The following is an 18,179-nucleotide window of genomic DNA, read 5'->3' as shown; positions in this document are numbered from 1 at the left end:
TGATGTTTTCTTTTTTTCAAGGGACTTTAAAAAACAATTTTATGATTACTAATACTGAACTAGAGTATAAAGGAAACCTATTTCCTTCTCAGATTACATCTCATAAAAAAGAGGTAGATAAAATAACATTCTATACTAAAAATAATGTGGCGCTGCAGATTTCTTTTCTAAGAGATAGTGTACTGCGTTTTAGGTATGCTGCAGAACAAGATTTTGAAACAGACTTTTCTTATGCTATCTGTGATGATGCTACTTATGGATATAATTATCTTGGAATTGAAGAGAAAGAGGATCATTTTACCATGCATACTTCTAAACTGGAAGTTCGTGTATCTAAAAAAGACCTTCGTTTAGCAATTTTAGACCTTGATGGTAATATTTTAAATGAAGATGAATTAGGTTTCCATTGGGAAGAGAGTTATCAGTATGGAGGGAATATTGTAAAAATGAGCAAGTTTTCGCAAGAGTCGGAAAGTTTTTATGGGATGGGAGATAAGCCTTCTCAATTAAATCTCCGAGGAAAACGTATTGAGAATTGGGTAACCGATCAGTTTGCGTATAGTAAAGACCAAGATCCTTTATACAAAAGTGTTCCTTTTTATATAGGAATGCATCACGATACTGCCTACGGTATTTTTTTCGATAATACCTTTAAAACTCATTTTGACTTTTGCAACGAAAGAAGAAATATAACAAGTTTTTGGGCAGATGGAGGGGAAATGAATTATTATTTTATCTATGGACCATCTGTAGCGGAAGTTGTTGTTGGGTATACAGATTTAACTGGTAAGCCAGAATTACCTCCATTATGGACTTTAGGTTTTCATCAATGTAAATGGAGCTATTATCCAGAGAGTAAAGTAAAAGAAGTCACTAATAAATTTAGAGAATTGCAGATTCCATGTGATGCGATCTATTTGGATATCGATTATATGGATGGCTTTAGATGTTTTACATGGAATAAAGATTACTTTCCAGATCCTAAGAAAATGGTCGCCGAACTTGCTGAAGATGGATTTAAAACAATAGTAATTATAGATCCAGGTATAAAAATCGACAAAGATTACTGGGTTTATAAAGAGGCTGTAGAAAATGATTATTTCTGTAAACGTGCAGATGGTCCTTATATGAAAGGTAAAGTATGGCCTGGAGAATGTAATTTTCCTGACTTTACAAATCCTAAAGTTAGAGAGTGGTGGTCTGGATTGTATAAAGAATTGATTGCAGATATTGGAGTAAAAGGGGTTTGGAATGATATGAATGAACCTGCAGTAATGGAGGTTCCTGGGAAAACTTTTCCAGATGACGTTCGCCATAATTACGAAGGTAATTTTTGTAGTCATAGAAAAGCACATAATATTTACGGTATGCAAATGGCGCGCGCTACATATGAAGGACTTAAAAAATATTCTTTCCCAAAGCGACCGTTTGTAATAACAAGAGCGGCGTATTCTGGAACACAGCGTTACACTTCTTCGTGGACTGGAGATAACGTTGCTACATGGGAACATCTGTGGATTGCAAATGTGCAGGTGTTGCGTATGGCGATGAGTGGGATGTCTTTTACAGGCAGTGATATAGGAGGTTTTGCTGAACAACCTTCGGGAGAATTATTTGCTCGATGGATTCAGTTAGGGGTTTTTCATCCTTTTTGTAGAGTCCATTCTAGTGGAGATCATGGAAATCAAGAACCTTGGTCTTTCGATGATGAGGTGACAAATATTACAAGGAAATTTATAGAGTTACGTTATCAATTACTTCCGTATTTATATACCATGTTTTATGACTATACGGAAAATGGAATTCCAATGTTGAAGTCGCTTGTTTATTTTGATCAAGAGGATCCGCATACACATTACCGTAATGATGAATTTATTTTCGGAAATCAGATATTAGTATGTCCTATTTTAGAACCCAATTCAAAAGGACGAAGAATGTATATTCCTAGAGGAAATTGGTATAATTACTGGGGCGGAGAGGTTTCTAAAGGAGGAAAAGAATGCTGGGTAGAGGCAGATATTGATAAAATTCCAATTTTTATAAAAGAAGGAGCTATTATCCCTAAATATCCTGTTCAACAATATGTAGGGGAGAAAGAAATCGAAGAGTTAACATTAGATGTTTATTATAAATTAGGAAAAGAAGAATCTAATGTTTTTGAGGATGCTGGTGATGGGTATGATTATAAAAAGGGGCGTTATAGCTTAAGAACCTTTAAGTTAACAGGAAAAGAGAATCAGTTAATTATACAGCAATTTAAAGAAGGAAAATATGAAACTCCTTATGATTGTTTTAAAATAAATTTAATTGGTTTGCCGTTTAAAATTCATGCAGTAGAAATTGATAATGTAGAAATTCTTATGGAAGAAGTAATGGTTAATGGAGATGGTAACATGACAATTCAGAAAGAATTTACTCAACTTCATATAAAAGGATTCTAATATTTTATTATTTTCGTATTGTAAATAAATATCATTTTGTAAGTATAATAAATAAAAGATAATGAAAAAGTATATATCTATAGGGGTTTTTATCTTGTTAGTAATTGGTTGTTCAACGAATCCGTTTACAGGGAAGAGCACTTTAAACTTTAAGTCTAATGATCAGATTTTTCCAACTGCTTTTGCTGAATACGATAACTTTTTGCAAACCAATAAAGTTGTAAAAGGTACTGCTGATGCAGAAAGTATAAATAGAGTAGGGCAACGAATTGCTAAAGCAGCAGAACGTTGGTTCAATGCAAATGGTTATGAGGGGTATTTAAAAGATTACCGTTGGGAATATAACTTGGTAGATGATGAAACTGTAAATGCTTGGTGTATGCCTGGAGGAAAAATAGTTTTTTATACAGGAATATTGCCTATCACACAAACGGATACAGGAATAGCTGTAGTAATGGGACATGAGGTTGCACACGCATTAGCAAATCACGGAGCACAGCGTATGAGTGCTTCTACATTACAGCAATATGGAGCGTTAGCAGGAAATGTTGCATTAGGAATGAGCGGAAGTAGTGCTCAAACTTTAGACATTTTTAATCAAGCATATGGTATTGGTTCTCAAGTAGGAGTTATGTTGCCTTTTAGTAGAAGTCATGAAACAGAAGCTGATGCTATTGGGTTACGTTTAATGGCAATTGCTGGTTATAATCCAGATGAGGCTTCTAAGCTTTGGGAGCGTATGAGTGCTCAAAGTGGAGGAGAAGCGCCTTCAGAAATAATGAGTACACACCCTTCTAACGAAAGTAGAATTCAGAATTTAAAAGCATTAGCACCAGCAGCAAAAGAAGAAGCTGCAAAGTTTGGTGTAACTTCATTTAAGTAAATATTTTTTACTTCAGAAGTTTTATAAATAAGTATATTTGGAGAGAGTGTCTGAAAAGTTGAATATTTCTAATGTTGTTTTGATAACAGCTTAGAAAACTTTTCAGACCCTCTCTTTTTAATTATTATTATGGCAACATTACAAAAAGGAAGTAAAAAGTTACTTAATGCATGGGCATTTTATGATTGGGCTAACTCAGTTTATAGTTTAACAATAGCTTCCGCGATATTTCCTTTATTCTATGGGGCACTATTTAGAGATGCTGGAATAGAAAAGATAACCATCTTTGGAGGAGAAATTACAAGAGGTCCTTTAATTACATATGTAACTTCTTTTGCCTTTTTGGTAGTTTCTGTATTGACACCATTATTGTCTGGAATTGCCGACTATGCAGGGAATAAGAAGTTTTTCTTGAAAATGTTCTGTTATATAGGTTCGTTAGCTAGTATCGGACTTTATTGGTTTAATCTTGAAAATATCTATTTGAGTTTAACTATTTATTTCTTCGGATTGATTGGTTTCTGGGGGAGTTTAGTTTTTTATAATTCATATTTACCAGATGTGGCCTATCCTGAGCAGCAAGATAGATTGAGTGCAAAAGGGTATTCTTTAGGCTACATTGGAAGCGTATTTCTATTATTACTTAATTTAGTAATGATTATGAAATATGAATGGTTTGGATTTTCTGGACCAGGAGAACCAACAAAAATCTCTTTTGTATTAGTAGGAGTATGGTGGGCAGTTTTTAGTCAATATTCATTTTATTATTTACCTAAAGGGAATGGTAATAAAGGGAAAATAACAAAAGGAGTACTTTTTAATGGTTTTAAAGAGCTTAAAAAAGTATGGAATAAACTAGGGGAGAATATCAGGTTAAAAAAATACCTAGCAGCATTCTTTGTATATAGTATGGGTGTTCAAACCGTAATGTTAGTAGCTTCTTATTTTGCAGAAGAGGAGTTAGCTTGGGAAAGCGATAGCCAAAGAACTACAGGTTTAATAATTAGTATTCTATTAATACAGTTAGTTGCGGTAGCAGGAGCGATATTGACCTCTCGTGTTTCTGAGAAAATAGGGAATATTAAAACCTTAATTATTATAAATATTATTTGGGTGGCTCTTTGTTGTACTGCTTATTTTGTAGTCACTCCAGAGCAGTTTTATGTCACTGCTGCTTTTGTAGGGCTAGTGATGGGAGGAATACAAGCTTTATCTCGTTCTACATATTCTAAATTTTTACCAGAAACAAAAGACACAGCATCTTTTTTTAGCTTTTATGATGTTGCTGAAAAAATAGGGATTGTAATAGGAATGTTTCTTTATGGTTTTATGGCGCAGATAACAGGAAGTATGCGTGCATCAATTCTTATTTTAGGACTGATATTTTTAATAGGAGTATTTTTATTGCTGAAAATTCCAAAACAAAAAACTACTTGAACCGCTGATTGATGGTGTCTAAAATAACATTTAAGCAGTCGTTTATGTAAGATTTGTCATTTGTAGTCTGACTCATAAATATAGCTCCTTGGATTAAGCTGAAGAATCTTTTACCATAAACATCGCCATTTATTGTATTCCGGATTTCCCCTATCTTTTTTCCTTCATTTATTTCATGACTTATAAAACCTTCAATTTTATTAATGCTTTCTTGTACTTTTTCTAAAAGCTCAGGATGCATATTTTTAGCATCGGCACCTGTGTTTATAATTGGGCACCCTCCAAAATCACTTGTAAAATCATAATAATTTTTATAAAATTTCACAAAAAATATAAGACGCTCTAAAGGAGTTTCTCCTTTATTCATATATAATTCTAGCCTTGAGAGGATGGTGTTTGAGTTGAAATCGAAAGCATATAAAGAGAGCTTTTCTTTGTTCTCAAAATTACCATAAATGGCACCTTTTGTAAGTCCTGTAGCCTTAGTGATATCGTTTAAACTAGTAGCAGTATATCCCTTTTTATTGAAAATTGGAGCAACTGTTTTAATAATAAACTCTGTAGTTTTCTCTGCTTTAGATGTCATTGTAAAAGGTGTATAATCAATCAAATATAATAAATAATACTGAAAGGTATCTTTTTTGGAGACTTGAATTTAATTCTAAAGATACCGTATGGTTATTTCTGTTGTTATATGCTTATTACATTCATCTATAAAATAAAACACCCGTGATATAAATACCACGGGTGCCTTAACTAACCAACCAACTTAAAATTAAATAATTCTCGAGGAATTATCTAACCTAATCTTAAAAACATATCATTTTAACTAACAGTTTATCAGTCGGTTAATATGTTTTAAACTTACACGCTTTGAATGTTAATTTTCTATTAAATCAGATTGATTTCTAAAAACTAGTTCTCCATCAAATTCATCTAATAGAATTATGCTATCAGCGTTGACTTCCCCTTTCAAGATTTCCTTAGAAAGGTTGTTTAAAACCTCTTTTTGGATAACTCTTTTTACGGGTCTTGCGCCGTATTGTGGGTCGTAACCAAGTTTTGCTAAGTGAGCAATAGCTTCTTCTGTAGCATCTAGCGTTATATTTTGTTTAGCAACCATTTTTGTAATTCCTTTTATTTGTAAGCGTACAATAGATTTAATATTGTCTGCAGTAAGTGGTGTAAACATTACTATATCGTCAATACGATTTATAAATTCTGGTCTTACACTTTGTTTTAGTAATCCTAAAACTTCAACTTTTGCAGCTTCTGTTGCACTTTCTACGTCTTTGGTTGCTTCAAATTTCTCTTGGATAATATGACTACCAATATTACTTGTCATTATAATAATAGTATTTTTAAAATCAGCCAATCGTCCTTTATTGTCTGTTAATCTACCTTCATCTAATACCTGTAATAAGATATTAAATGTATCTGGATGCGCTTTTTCTATCTCATCTAAGAGCACAACAGAATAAGGTCTACGTCTTACCGCTTCTGTAAGTTGTCCGCCTTCATCATAACCCACATATCCTGGAGGAGCTCCAACAAGTCTACTTACCGAATGACGCTCTTGGTATTCACTCATATCAATACGAGTCATCGCACTTTCATCGTCAAATAAGTATTCTGCTAAAGCTTTTGCAAGCTCAGTTTTACCAACTCCTGTAGTTCCTAAGAAAAGGAAAGAACCAATTGGGCGGTTGGCGTCTTGTAATCCAGCACGACTTCTTCGAATTGCATCAGAAACAGACTCAATAGCTTCTTCTTGTCCAACAACTCTTTTGTGAAGCTCACTTTCAAGGCGTAATAACTTCTCACGATCACTTTGTAGCATTTTAGTAACAGGTATACCTGTCCATTTACCTACTACTTCAGCAATATCTTCATTGGTAACCTCTTCTTTAATAAGCGTACTTCCATTAGATTGCTGTACTTCTAATTGCTCTTTTAGTTTTTCTAACTTCTCTTGAGCTTCTTTTATTTTACCATATCTAATTTCAGCAACTTTCCCGTAGTCACCATCTCGTTCTGCACGTTCTGCTTCTGCTTTAAAATGTTCTATGCTTTCCTTTGTAGTTTGGATATCATCTACAATATCTTTTTCTCCTTTCCATTTCGCATAAATCTCATTTCGCTCTTCTTTTAAGTTAGCCAACTCCGCATTAAGCGATTTTAACTTACTTTCATCATTTTCTCTTTTTATAGCTTCAATCTCAATCTCCAATTGCATGATTTTTCGATCGAGAACGTCTAAATCTTCAGGTTTAGAGTTTATCTCCATTCTGATTTTAGAAGCGGCCTCATCCATTAAATCAATGGCTTTATCTGGAAGAAAACGATTCGTAATATAGCGTTGAGATAACTCTACAGCAGCAATAATAGCTTCATCTTTAATACGAACTTTATGATGTGTTTCGTACTTTTCTTTTATTCCACGCAATATGGAAATAGCACTTTCAGTATCAGGTTCATCTACAATTACCTTTTGGAATCTACGCTCCAAAGCTTTGTCTTTTTCAAAATATTTTTGATACTCATCTAATGTAGTCGCTCCAATAGCACGAAGTTCTCCTCTTGCTAATGCAGGTTTTAAGATGTTAGCAGCGTCCATAGCTCCTTGTCCACCTCCAGCACCTACTAAAGTGTGTATCTCATCAATAAAAAGAACAATATCTCCATCTGAAGTAGTAACTTCTTTAATAACTGCTTTTAGTCGCTCTTCAAATTCTCCTTTATATTTTGCTCCCGCAATAAGAGCTCCCATATCCAAAGAAAAAATCTGTTTATCTTTTAGGTTTTCAGGAACGTCTCCTTGTATAATTCTATGTGCTAACCCTTCTGCAATCGCAGTTTTACCAACTCCTGGCTCTCCAACTAACATTGGATTATTTTTTGTTCTACGAGATAGAATCTGTAAAACTCTACGAATCTCTTCGTCACGTCCAATTACAGGGTCTAGCTTTCCTTCGTCTGCAAGCTGGTTGAGATTTTTGGCAAATTTATTCAGAGAGTTATAGGTGTCTTCAGCACTGGCAGAAGTTACTCGATCTCCTTTTCTCAACTCATCAATTGCAGTTTTTAAAGCTTTCTCTGTCACACCTTGGTCTTTTAAAATCTGGGCGATTTTACTCTTAGATTTAAAAATTGCCAAGATTAAGTGTTCAACAGAAACAAATTCATCATTCATTTTTTTAGCAATGATACTAGCTTCGTTGAGTGTGCTTCCTGCGTCTCTAGACAACATAAGTTCTCCTCCTTCAACTTTAGAGAAACTGTTTAAGGTGCTATCTAATAATTGCTTTAATAGCGTAATATTTACATTTAGTTTCTTCAGAAGAAAAGGCAATACATTTTCGTCTACATCAAATAACGCTTTGAATATATGTTCGTTTTCTATTTGCTGGTGTCCATAGCCTTGCGCAATCTGTTGCGCTTGCTGTATGGCTTCTTGTGATTTTATGGTGAAATTATTTAAATTCATTATATCTATAGTTTATTTTTGTTTGGTAATAATCAATTAACGTACCTTTTTTAAAAACTGTCTTTTTGACGTATTTAAGAGTTGATGAGCTGACTTTTTGACTGTATGTAAGTTTTGTTATCTTTTGTCAACTAATGAAATAGCCTTATATTCTCAAATTAATTAGTTACTTTGAGTTTTAAATTTTGAATAAGAATTTTATACTATAAATTTATGAATTTTTTTAAATCGATCTTCGGAGGAACTGAAGAAAAAGATGATAAATCCCTTAATTGGAATCCTTTAATTGCTACTGATCAGTTTGCTGAAATTAAAGAGGAGTCGAAATCTATATGTGTGGTTATATTTAAGCATAGCACAAGATGTGGAATTAGTAGGTTTGCACTTAATAATTTTGAAAACTCTTATGCTATTTCAGAAGAAAAAGCAAAACTTTATTATTTAGACATCTTGAGTCACCGTGATGTATCTAATGCACTTGCTCAGGAGTTTAATGTAATACATGAAAGTCCACAGTTATTGATAGTTAAAAATGGGAAGTCTGTTTATAATGAATCCCATGGGCAAATAGATGCAGATAAAATTGCTGAGTTTATATAGCAAATGATTCATTTAATTAAAACCGACGCTTCTAATCTTGATTTCATTGATTTAGTGAAGCATTTAGATGTCTATTTGGCTAAAATGGACGGTGATGCACATGAGTTTTATGATCAATATAACAGAATAGAAAACCTAAAGGAGGTAATAGTAGTTTATAAAAATGGGGAAGCTGTTGCTTGCGGTGCAATAAAACCTTTTGATGCTGCAACAGTAGAAGTAAAGCGAATGTATGTGAATCCAGATTATAGAGGAGAAGGAATTGCTACGACTGTTTTATTGGCATTAGAAAAATGGGCACTAGAACTAGGTTTTTCAGAAGCAATATTAGAAACTGGAAATAGTTATCATGATGCAATTGCACTTTATATTAAAAATGGATATTTTCAGATTCCCAATTATGGACAATATGTAGAAAGCGATTTAAGCGCGTGTTATAAGAAGTATTTAAAAAGATAAAATAAAATAGGCTGTCAAATTTGACAGCCTATTTTTATAAAAAAAGATATTATTTCTTAACCTTTTTTGGATTGTTTGGATTGTAAGGAGGAAGTAGTTTATTAGAAACCTCTCCAAAACCAATTCGAACATTATCATTCTTACAATAACCTCTCATGGTGACAGTATCCCCATCATTTATAAACTTACGTTCAGTTCCATCTTTCATTTTAATAGGCTTTTCACCTCTCCAAGATAGCTCTAACATAGAACCGTAAGAGTCTGGTGTTGGACCAGAAATTGTTCCACTTCCCATCATATCACCGCTATTTACTTTACATCCATTTATTGTATGGTGTGTAAGTTGTTGAGCCATGTTCCAATACATATGTTTAAAATTACTATTGGTAACGGTAAGTGGCTCGCCGTTTTCAGGAGTTACATCCACTTGTAAATTGATGTCAAAGCTTTTCTTTCCTTCATGAATTAAATACGGTAAAGGCTGTGGATCTTGTTTTGGACCTTCTACTCTAAAAGGCTCCAAGGCATCTAATGTTACGATCCATGGCGAGACAGAAGAAGCAAAATTTTTAGCTAAAAATGGTCCAAGAGGAACATATTCCCACTTCTGAATATCACGAGCACTCCAGTCGTTAAATAAAACCATTCCAAAGATATAATCTTCCGCTTCTTCAATCGGAATAGGTTCTCCTAATTGATTTGCGTCTGTAGTAATAAAGGCCATCTCTAGTTCGAAATCTACAAGTTTTGATGGTCCAAATACTGGCTCCGTAGCTCCGGCAGGCATCGTTTGTCCTTTTGGTCTGTGAATCGGAATACCAGAAGGAACAATAGAAGAACTTCTTCCGTGGTATCCAACTGGAATATGTAGCCAGTTAGGAAGTAAAGCATTATCAGGATCACGAAACATAGTACCAACATTGGTAGCATGCTCTTTACTACTATAAAAATCAGTGTAATCTCCAATCTGCACAGGAAGTTGCATTTCTATTTCATCAAGTCCAAAAAGGACTATCTTTCGATGCTCTTCATTGTTTTTAAGAGTTTCATTTTTTATATCAAAAATCTCAGCGATTCTATTTCTTACCAGTCTCCATGTTTTTTTTCCATCAGAAATAAAATCATTTAAAGTATCCTGTAAAAAGATATCATCTGTTAATGGGATTTCATTAAAATATCCTAATTGATGCAGTGCTCCAAGGTCGATTGCAGTATCACCGATACGTGTACCGATAGTAATTACATCGTCTCTAGTTAAAAAAACACCGAAAGGAATATTTTGTATTGGGAAATCAGATTCTGGTTGAACTGTTAGCCAAGATTTTCTATTTGGATTGTTTGCTGTATCAGACATGACAATTTTGTTAATTATTGTTTGATAAATTAGAATTTAAAGGTAGCATTTTCTATTAATTAACCGAATCTATTTTATATTTTTGAGCATTCTTTAACGAAATATTCCGAAATGAAAAGAGACGAACAGATTTTTGATCTTATAAAGGCTGAAAAAAAGCGACAATTAGAAGGTATTGAGCTAATTGCATCAGAAAATTTTGTGAGCGAGCAGGTTATGGAAGCTGCCGGTTCTGTATTAACAAATAAATATGCTGAAGGATACCCTGGAAAACGTTATTACGGTGGGTGTGAAGTTGTAGATGAAATCGAAACTATAGCAATAGAGCGTGCTAAAGAGCTTTTTGGTGCAGCATATGCTAATGTACAACCACACAGTGGATCGCAAGCTAATACTGAAGTTTTTGCAGCTTGTTTAAAGCCAGGAGATAAAATTTTAGGTTTTGATCTTTCTCACGGAGGTCACCTTACGCATGGGTCTCCAGTAAATTTCTCTGGGAAATTATATAATCCTGTGTTTTATGGAGTAGATAAAGAAACAGGACGTTTAAATTATGATACTATTGCTGAGGTTGCAGAAAAAGAACAACCAAAATTAATTATTGCTGGAGCTTCTGCTTATTCTCGAGATATTGATTTCGAAAAATTCAGAAAGATAGCAGATAGTGTAGGAGCTATTTTAATGGCAGATATATCTCACCCTGCTGGATTAATTGCAAAAGGAATTTTAAATGACCCTATTCCTCACTGTCATATTGTAACAACTACAACTCATAAAACTTTAAGAGGACCTCGTGGTGGACTGATATTAATGGGGAAAGACTTTGAAAATCCTTTCGGATTAAAGCTAAAAAATGGTAATCTTAAAATGATGTCTTCTCTTTTAGATAGTGCTGTATTCCCAGGAAACCAAGGAGGACCTTTAGAGCATATTATTGCAGCTAAAGCAATTGCTTTTGGAGAGGCATTAAGTGAAAACTTCTTACATTATATAGTTCAAGTAAAGAAAAATGCAGCAGCAATGGCTCAGGCATTTGTAAAAAGAGGTTATAATATTATTTCTGATGGAACGGATAACCATATGATGTTAATCGATCTGAGAAATAAAAACTTATCAGGAAAAGAAGGAGAAGAAGCGTTAGGGAAGGCTAATATAACAGTAAACAAGAATATGGTTCCTTTTGATGATAAGAGTCCATTTGTTACCAGTGGTATTAGAATTGGAACTGCTGCAGTAACTTCTAGAGGTTTAGTTGAAGAAGATATGGAAGCTATTGTTAACTTAGTTGATGAGGTTTTAATGAATCGTGAAGATGATACTAAAATCGAAGCAGCTAAGAATCATGTATACCGATTAATGGCAGACAGACCTTTATTTAAGGCTTAAGCTATAATTTATATTATGAAAAAAAACTCCAGTATTTTTGCTGGAGTTTTTTGTTTAGTTGTTTGTAGAAAGTCAATTTTTTATACTAGAATTATTATATAATAAAATTGTTAATCAATCTCTTTTAATCAAAAAAGAAATCATGAATATCAATGATACTTCCTCTACTAATTTGAACTAGATTTTGAGTTTCTTTTAAAAATATGCCAAGAGACCTTTCATTGTATACAAACTTCATATTACTATCATAATCTATTGAAGTATACATATCTCCATTGAGTTTGTAAAAATCTATATTTTCATTTCCTTTAGTTCTCACTCCCTTATTAACAATTTTTCCATTTATAAGAGCTTCTTTTATTTTTGATTTATTAGTTATGCCAGAAGCAGCAGACACATAGCTAGTCATCATATTTATCCATTTATCTGAGTTGATAAGGAACCATTTAACTTTGCTAAAATCTATTCCATATTCATTAATCCATCCATGGCTTGTAAATCCTATTAAAACCTGCTTGTTGCCATCTAATTCAATATCTTCTTTAGGAGTGAACTCTTGTATTTTAAAAGTGATGACAGATGCAGAAGACATGTCTTTTACTTTCTTACCATCAAAGTCAATGGTTTTTAGAGAAAAATTTTGTAGCTCAGGATGGTTGCTTAAAACCCACTCTGTCGCGGTTAATTCAGCTCTTTCTTTCATTTGTTCTACAGCTGCAATTCCAGCTCCTATTGCTATTAAGGCTCCAGCAGTGGCTGCAACTGCAGCGCCATCACTTTGGGCATTTAGTTTTTTAGGAACAAAAATAATGCTTAATAATAGTAGAGTTAATGTAATTTTTTTCATTTATTAATTAGTTTGGTTTAAAATAAGCGGCAAAAATAATTTATTTTATACAACTAACTAATGAATAAGAATGTATTTTGAATTGTTTGTTTTGTTCTATTTTGTTCTTACTCCTTGTGTAGAAAAAGACAATCCTTGTTGTCCTGCAGTAGAAATCATTATTCCTTCAAAGTGTGGAATAGAACTGTCTTTTGGTGCTGCCCAATCAAAAATAAAATTAGCGCCAGAACCTCCGTGGTTATCGTCTTTAGCAATTACAATCTCTAAAGTTTCCAAAGGAGCCATATAAACAGGACTTTTCATATAAGATCGTATTAATTCCCCTTTATGATCGTAATAATCAGCTTTTTTAATATAAATGGTGTCCTTGTCGCTAGTATTGCGAATGCTAACCGTAGTTGTAAGATCGTGTTTACCATGTAGCGTATAGCTATATATTTGAGAATAGATAGATAAGTACGTCTGCCCGTTTATCAAAGAGTCTTTAGCGGGGATGGAAGCAGTTCTTTCGCTCCAATCTACCATTTGTATGGTTTCATCTGTTCCCTCTGTATTTGTTTCACAAGAAATCATAAGGAAGATGCTAAAAACTACTAATGTGTATTTTATAATGTATTTGTTACTCATTTTGTGCGTTTGATAAATAGAAAAATAAAGATAATAAAAAAGCACCGCCAATGGCGATGCTTTGATATAATTTATCTTGTTAGAACGAATCCTTAGTTAATTTTAGGATCTTTCATTCCTTCTTCAATCATACTGTAGAATTGATCTAACTTAGGTAGAATAACGATTCTTGTTCTACGGTTTTTAGCTTTTCCGTCTTTAGTATCGTTAGAAGCTACAGGAACGTATTGGCTTCTACCAGCTGCAGTCATTCTTGCAGGAGCAACACCAAATTCATCTTGTAAAATTCTAACAACAGAAGTAGCTCTTAAAACACTTAAGTCCCAGTTATCTTTAATTGCAGCTGTACGGATTGGCACTGTATCAGTGTGTCCTTCAACCATAAATTCGAAATCTGGCTTGTTTTTAACAACAGTAGCAACTTTTCCTAATACTTCTTTAGCTCTTGAAGATACTGTAGTACTTCCGCTAGAGAATAATAATTTATCAGAAATGTTTACATAAACAACTCCTTTTTCTACGCTAATATTGATATCCTCATCATCTAAGTTACCCAATACACCTTTTAAGCTTTGTACTAAAGCTAAGTTTACAGAGTCTCTACGAGTAACAGCATTTTGTAATTTTCTGATCGTAAGATCTTTTTCTCTTAAACTTTCTAAAGATTTTTCTAAGTTATCTGCTCCTTTAGAAGTTAAGGTTGTTAAATTACCCATGTTGTTAATCAACTCCATGTTATTACTCTTAAGCAATTCCATCTGCTCTTTGTAATTTTCTTTTTCAGCTAGACAAGAGTTTAACTTAACAGTAGCAGAATTTAAAAGATCTTGAGTCTCTTTATGCTTAGATTGTAACTCAGCATACTTTTTAGAAGATACACAAGATGTTAGAAAAATGGCACTCATGGCACCTAATAAAAGAATTTTTTTCATAATTATAATTTTACTTAATTAACGTTTTAACATTTTAGAACAAAATTAGATAAAAAGCAAATGTAAGTACAGCGTTTTTAGTTAATTTTCTCTTAAATGAATGCGGTTATGACGGGCTTTTCTTGTTTGTAATTTCATCATAGAACCTCTCCTGTTTTAAGAAGTAACTAATTACCACAGAAGTACATTCAAAATACTTAATATCTTTGTTTATACAATCTCTCTTTTTAAAGATTTTTATAAAGTTGTAGTAATAACTGAAATGTGCTTTTATTATTGCAAATAGATGTAAGAATTTTAATTGAAATAAAAAGCGAACACCAGCAATACCATCTAAAAACAATCTAGCAATTATTAGTGGAAAAACCTTACGTTTTGGAAGATTTTTTGTGATCGAGAATAATGAGTTCCTAAAGTTCAAAAAAGTTTTTTTAGGATTCATATTTCCTAGAGTAGCTCCTCCTACATGGTAAACTTTTGAAGTGCCTATGTAAAGTATTTTATAATTTCTATTATGTGCCCTCCAGCATAAATCTATCTCCTCTTGGTGTGCAAAATAATCTTCATCAAAGCCTCCTAGAGAATTAAAAACTTCTTTTTTTATAAACATACAAGCTCCCGTAGCCCAAAAAATTTCTTTTACGTCGTTATATTGACCTTTATCCTCTTCTAACGTTTGGAAGATTCTTCCTCTACAAAAAGGATAACCTAAGCGATCCAAATAACCTCCAGCAGCTCCAGCATATTCGAATAAGTTTTTATTTTTAAAGTCTAATATTTTTGGCTGAAGTATAGCAACATCTTTATATGTTTTAAAAGCTTCTTCGATTGGAACTAGCCAGTTTGGAGTTACTTCAATATCTGAGTTTAATAGGCAAAAAACATCTTCATCTACGTGTTTCAAGGCTTCATTATAACCTTTAGCATAACCTCCGTTGCTTTTATTCTGAATGATTTTAATAGCAGGGTAGTGCTCCTGTAAAAAAGAAATAGAATTATCTGTTGAAGCGTTGTCTGCAACATAAATTGTAGCATTTTGAGAATAACTGATTACTGATGGTAAAAACTTTTCTAAAAGTGAGCTACCATTCCAATTCAGTATAATAACAGCTATTTTCATTCGCAATATAAAATTCTATGTGAGAGATTTAAACGGTTGCAAATTAACGCATATATGATGGAATATCCTTTAGAAATATGTATTTTTCTTGTTCGTAATCCATTTTACAGTTATAGTGATCCAAACCATTGGTAACCATTAAATATTCTGCTTTTATGGTAAGATTATAACGTGCAATCTGATCAAATGTTTCTTGAGTGATTTTTATAGCAGGCGCTTTGCATTCTACAATCAATCGAATGCTTCCGTCTGAATTGTACACTAATACATCGTATCTTTTTTTTAATCTGTTGATTTGTAGTTCCTTTTCAACATTTATTAATGATTTAGGATAGCTTTTTTCAGCCATTAAAAAAGAAACTACGTGTTGGCGAACCCATTCTTCGGGTTGTAATTGGATAAATTTTTTACGGATAGGATCAAAAATATGGACTTTATTTTCGCTATTTTTGAATCGAAATGTATATGCTGGAAAATTCAGTTGTTGCATGATAACAAATATCAGAAATAACAATTTAAAGAGATAAAAAAAATATAGATTCTTTTTCTATGGATGAAATAAAAAAGATTGTGAATGATGTAAGGGCAGGGAATATAAAACCTATTTATTTTTTAATGGGGGAAGAGCCTTATTATGTAGATAAGATTTCACAATTCATGGAAAAATCTATTTTATCTGAAGAAGAAAAGGGCTTTAACCAAGTTGTTTTATACGGAAAGGATGTTACAATCGATGAGATTGTTTCAAGCGCAAAGCGTTACCCAATGATGGCAGAGCGTCAAGTTATTATTGTTAAAGAGGCGCAAAACCTCTCAAGAGTAATAGATCAATTGGAGTCATACGCTTTAAACCCGCAGCCAACTACAGTTTTGGTAATTTGCTATAAATATAAAAAGCTTGATAAGCGTAAAAAGGTCTACAAAGCAATTGCTAAATCTGGTTATATTTTTGAAAGTAAAAAGCTATATGAAAATCAAATTGGAGATTGGATCCGTCGTGTTTTAGCTGGTAAAAAATATAAAATAACTCCTAAAGCCACTCAGATGTTGGTGGAGTTTTTAGGAACAGACCTTGGGAAGATTAATAACGAGCTAGAGAAATTACAACTTGTAATTCCAAAGGAAGAAGAAATTACTCCCAAACATATCGAAGAGAATATTGGGATTAGTAAAGACTACAATAACTTTGAGCTCCGTAAAGCAATAGGGGAGCGAGATGTTGTAAAAGCGACTAGGATTGTGACTTATTTTTCTCAAAACCCAAAAGATAACCCACTGATAGTAACAGTTTCTTTACTTTATAACTTCTATTCTCAATTATTACAATATCACGGTTTAAAAGACCATTCTAAAGGCAGTGTTGCCAGTGCTTTAAAAGTAAACCCATATTTTGTTGGAGAATACCAAACAGCAGCCAGAAATTACAATATGAAACAATGTAGCCACATTGTAGCCCACTTGCGAGACATCGATGTAAAAAGCAAGGGAGTTGGTGCTGGGAGTATCTCTCAGGCAGATTTGTTAAAAGAATTGCTTGTAGCCATTTTTGGCTAACGCTTTCTATGAAAAAATCTCGTTGTGTTGCTCTTGCACTCTAATAAAAGTAGTGCGTTTAGTAAGTTCTTTTAATCTGCTAGCTCCAACATAAGTACAAGTAGATCGTAAACTTCCTAAAATATCTTGAACGGTGTGTATTACATCTCCACGATAAGGTATCTCTACGGTTTTTCCTTCGCTAGCTCTATAATTGGCAACGCCTCCAGCATGTTTATTCATGGCTGTTTCTGAGCTCATTCCGTAAAAAGCTTTATACTTCTCTCCATTTCTTGAAATTATTTCACCTCCACTTTCGGTATGTCCTGCTAACATTCCTCCAAGCATAACAAAGTCTGCACCACCGCCAAAAGCTTTTGCTATATCTCCAGGAATTTTACAACCTCCATCAGAAATAATATGTCCTCCAAGACCGTGCGCAGCATCTGCACATTCTATAATAGCAGAAAGTTGAGGATATCCAACACCTGTTTTTACACGTGTTGTACATACGCTTCCAGGTCCAATCCCAACTTTAATAACATCTGCACCTGCTAGAATAAGCTCCTCGACCATTTCTCCTGTAACTACATTTCCGGCCATTATTATTTTATCAGGATGGCTGTTACGTGCATACTTTACAAAATCTACAAAATGTTCGGAGTATCCATTGGCAACATCAATACAGATAAGTTTTATTCCTGTATGAACACTTAAAATCTCCTTTAGTTTTTTTGCATCTTCTTTACTCGTACCAGAACTTATAGCGATATAATTAAAAATATCTTCATTTTTATCAGCTAAAAAAGAGGTCCAATCTTCAAGAGAATAATGTTTGTGAATAGCAGTTATAAGTTCTTGTTTAGATAGAGCAGTGGCCATCTCAAAGGTTCCAACGGTATCCATATTTGCAGCGATTATCGGGACTCCATTCCAAATAGTATCACTGTGCTTAAATTTAAATGCTCTGTTGAGTGTAACCTCGCTTCTAGATTTTAAAGTAGATCTTTTAGGGCGAATCATTACATCTTTAAACCCTAACTTTAATTCGTTTTCAATTCTCATATCTACAC

General features: G+C 33.3%; 16 protein-coding genes. 7 read left to right on the top strand and 9 right to left on the bottom strand.

The annotated features are described in order from the left end of the window. Positions 1-41: 41 nt before the first annotated feature. From ACN0TY_RS14015 to ACN0TY_RS14005, 3 genes are all read left to right on the top strand, one after another. Entirely contained in the window at positions 42-2,441 is a 2,400-nt protein-coding gene (locus ACN0TY_RS14015; protein ID WP_417444990.1) for a glycoside hydrolase family 31 protein, read from the top strand. Between the two features lie 61 nt (positions 2,442-2,502). Further along, positions 2,503-3,324, top strand: a complete 822-nt coding sequence (locus ACN0TY_RS14010; protein ID WP_236958518.1) for a M48 family metallopeptidase — start codon at positions 2,503-2,505, stop codon at positions 3,322-3,324. A 129-nt stretch (positions 3,325-3,453) separates the two neighbouring features. Next, positions 3,454-4,761, top strand: a complete 1,308-nt coding sequence (locus ACN0TY_RS14005) for an MFS transporter (RefSeq protein WP_417444989.1) — start codon at positions 3,454-3,456, stop codon at positions 4,759-4,761. On the opposite strand, the gene ACN0TY_RS14000 is transcribed toward ACN0TY_RS14005, so the two are convergent. Next, the gene (locus ACN0TY_RS14000; protein ID WP_417444988.1) at positions 4,754-5,347 is read right to left on the bottom strand and encodes a TetR/AcrR family transcriptional regulator; all 594 of its coding nucleotides are present in this window, start codon (positions 5,345-5,347) and stop codon (positions 4,754-4,756) included. The two genes, ACN0TY_RS14005 and ACN0TY_RS14000, sit on opposite strands and share 8 nt — an antisense overlap. Positions 5,348-5,641: 294 nt before the next feature. After that, entirely contained in the window at positions 5,642-8,248 is a 2,607-nt protein-coding gene (gene clpB / locus ACN0TY_RS13995) for an ATP-dependent chaperone ClpB (protein WP_417444987.1), read from the bottom strand. 213 nt (positions 8,249-8,461) lie between these two features. On the opposite strand from clpB, the gene ytxJ reads away from it, so the two are divergent. Continuing rightward, entirely contained in the window at positions 8,462-8,848 is a 387-nt protein-coding gene (gene ytxJ, locus ACN0TY_RS13990) for a bacillithiol system redox-active protein YtxJ (RefSeq protein ID WP_236958514.1), read from the top strand. 3 nt (positions 8,849-8,851) lie between these two features. After that, on the top strand, positions 8,852-9,307 hold the full coding sequence (locus tag ACN0TY_RS13985) for a GNAT family N-acetyltransferase (protein WP_417444986.1): 456 nt from the start codon (positions 8,852-8,854) through the stop codon (positions 9,305-9,307). Between the two features lie 49 nt (positions 9,308-9,356). On the opposite strand, the gene fahA is transcribed toward ACN0TY_RS13985, so the two are convergent. Further along, positions 9,357-10,661 carry a fumarylacetoacetase gene (gene fahA, locus ACN0TY_RS13980; protein ID WP_236958512.1) on the bottom strand — a complete coding sequence of 435 codons (1,305 nt, stop codon included), beginning with the start codon at positions 10,659-10,661 and terminating at the stop codon, positions 9,357-9,359. A gap of 111 nt (positions 10,662-10,772) precedes the next feature. Here fahA and glyA point away from each other — a divergent pair, with 111 nt between their 5' ends. After that, positions 10,773-12,047 (top strand): serine hydroxymethyltransferase, encoded by a 1,275-nt coding sequence (gene glyA / locus ACN0TY_RS13975; RefSeq protein ID WP_236958511.1) that lies wholly within the window; start codon positions 10,773-10,775, stop codon positions 12,045-12,047. A gap of 124 nt (positions 12,048-12,171) precedes the next feature. Here the strand turns inward: glyA and ACN0TY_RS13970 are convergent, their stop codons facing one another. From ACN0TY_RS13970 to ACN0TY_RS13950, 5 genes are all read right to left on the bottom strand, one after another. Beyond that, positions 12,172-12,894: a hypothetical protein gene (locus ACN0TY_RS13970; RefSeq protein ID WP_417444985.1), complete on the bottom strand. Its 723-nt coding sequence runs from the start codon at positions 12,892-12,894 to the stop codon at positions 12,172-12,174. A gap of 96 nt (positions 12,895-12,990) precedes the next feature. Continuing rightward, positions 12,991-13,521 (bottom strand): DUF3124 domain-containing protein, encoded by a 531-nt coding sequence (locus tag ACN0TY_RS13965; protein ID WP_417444984.1) that lies wholly within the window; start codon positions 13,519-13,521, stop codon positions 12,991-12,993. 92 nt (positions 13,522-13,613) lie between these two features. Next, complete coding sequence (locus ACN0TY_RS13960; protein ID WP_236958509.1) at positions 13,614-14,453, bottom strand: OmpA/MotB family protein; 840 nt, start codon at positions 14,451-14,453, stop codon at positions 13,614-13,616. 106 nt (positions 14,454-14,559) lie between these two features. Further along, complete coding sequence (locus ACN0TY_RS13955; protein WP_417444983.1) at positions 14,560-15,573, bottom strand: glycosyltransferase family 2 protein; 1,014 nt, start codon at positions 15,571-15,573, stop codon at positions 14,560-14,562. 43 nt (positions 15,574-15,616) lie between these two features. Continuing rightward, positions 15,617-16,063, bottom strand: a complete 447-nt coding sequence (locus tag ACN0TY_RS13950) for a type I restriction enzyme HsdR N-terminal domain-containing protein (protein ID WP_417444982.1) — start codon at positions 16,061-16,063, stop codon at positions 15,617-15,619. Positions 16,064-16,122: 59 nt separating this feature from the next. On the opposite strand from ACN0TY_RS13950, the gene holA reads away from it, so the two are divergent. Further along, positions 16,123-17,127: a DNA polymerase III subunit delta gene (holA, locus tag ACN0TY_RS13945; protein WP_417444981.1), complete on the top strand. Its 1,005-nt coding sequence runs from the start codon at positions 16,123-16,125 to the stop codon at positions 17,125-17,127. A 6-nt stretch (positions 17,128-17,133) separates the two neighbouring features. Here the strand turns inward: holA and ACN0TY_RS13940 are convergent, their stop codons facing one another. Further along, the gene (locus tag ACN0TY_RS13940) at positions 17,134-18,171 is read right to left on the bottom strand and encodes a GMP reductase (RefSeq protein ID WP_417444980.1); all 1,038 of its coding nucleotides are present in this window, start codon (positions 18,169-18,171) and stop codon (positions 17,134-17,136) included. Positions 18,172-18,179 lie beyond the last annotated feature (8 nt).

Origin of the sequence: Joostella sp. (assembly GCF_048266025.1) — a bacterium.
In the GTDB taxonomy this organism is placed as follows: Bacteria; Bacteroidota; Bacteroidia; order Flavobacteriales; family Flavobacteriaceae; genus Galbibacter; species Galbibacter atrarenae.
The sequence above is the reverse complement of the archived record's forward strand: the minus strand, read 5'-3'. Positions and strand labels throughout refer to the sequence as shown.

Bases quoted from the DNA above. Each gene is read 5' to 3' on its own strand.
- ACN0TY_RS14015 (WP_417444990.1), top strand. From the start codon at position 42: ATGATTACTAATACTGAACTAGAGTATAAAGGAAACCTATTTCCTTCT.
- ACN0TY_RS14010 (WP_236958518.1), top strand. From the start codon at position 2,503: ATGAAAAAGTATATATCTATAGGGGTTTTTATCTTGTTAGTAATTGGT.
- ACN0TY_RS14005 (WP_417444989.1), top strand. From the start codon at position 3,454: ATGGCAACATTACAAAAAGGAAGTAAAAAGTTACTTAATGCATGGGCA.
- ACN0TY_RS14000 (WP_417444988.1), bottom strand. From the start codon at position 5,347: ATGACATCTAAAGCAGAGAAAACTACAGAGTTTATTATTAAAACAGTT.
- clpB (WP_417444987.1), bottom strand. From the start codon at position 8,248: ATGAATTTAAATAATTTCACCATAAAATCACAAGAAGCCATACAGCAA.
- ytxJ (WP_236958514.1), top strand. From the start codon at position 8,462: ATGAATTTTTTTAAATCGATCTTCGGAGGAACTGAAGAAAAAGATGAT.
- ACN0TY_RS13985 (WP_417444986.1), top strand. From the start codon at position 8,852: ATGATTCATTTAATTAAAACCGACGCTTCTAATCTTGATTTCATTGAT.
- fahA (WP_236958512.1), bottom strand. From the start codon at position 10,661: ATGTCTGATACAGCAAACAATCCAAATAGAAAATCTTGGCTAACAGTT.
- glyA (WP_236958511.1), top strand. From the start codon at position 10,773: ATGAAAAGAGACGAACAGATTTTTGATCTTATAAAGGCTGAAAAAAAG.
- ACN0TY_RS13970 (WP_417444985.1), bottom strand. From the start codon at position 12,894: ATGAAAAAAATTACATTAACTCTACTATTATTAAGCATTATTTTTGTT.
- ACN0TY_RS13965 (WP_417444984.1), bottom strand. From the start codon at position 13,521: ATGAGTAACAAATACATTATAAAATACACATTAGTAGTTTTTAGCATC.
- ACN0TY_RS13960 (WP_236958509.1), bottom strand. From the start codon at position 14,453: ATGAAAAAAATTCTTTTATTAGGTGCCATGAGTGCCATTTTTCTAACA.
- ACN0TY_RS13955 (WP_417444983.1), bottom strand. From the start codon at position 15,573: ATGAAAATAGCTGTTATTATACTGAATTGGAATGGTAGCTCACTTTTA.
- ACN0TY_RS13950 (WP_417444982.1), bottom strand. From the start codon at position 16,063: ATGCAACAACTGAATTTTCCAGCATATACATTTCGATTCAAAAATAGC.
- holA (WP_417444981.1), top strand. From the start codon at position 16,123: ATGGATGAAATAAAAAAGATTGTGAATGATGTAAGGGCAGGGAATATA.
- ACN0TY_RS13940 (WP_417444980.1), bottom strand. From the start codon at position 18,171: ATGAGAATTGAAAACGAATTAAAGTTAGGGTTTAAAGATGTAATGATT.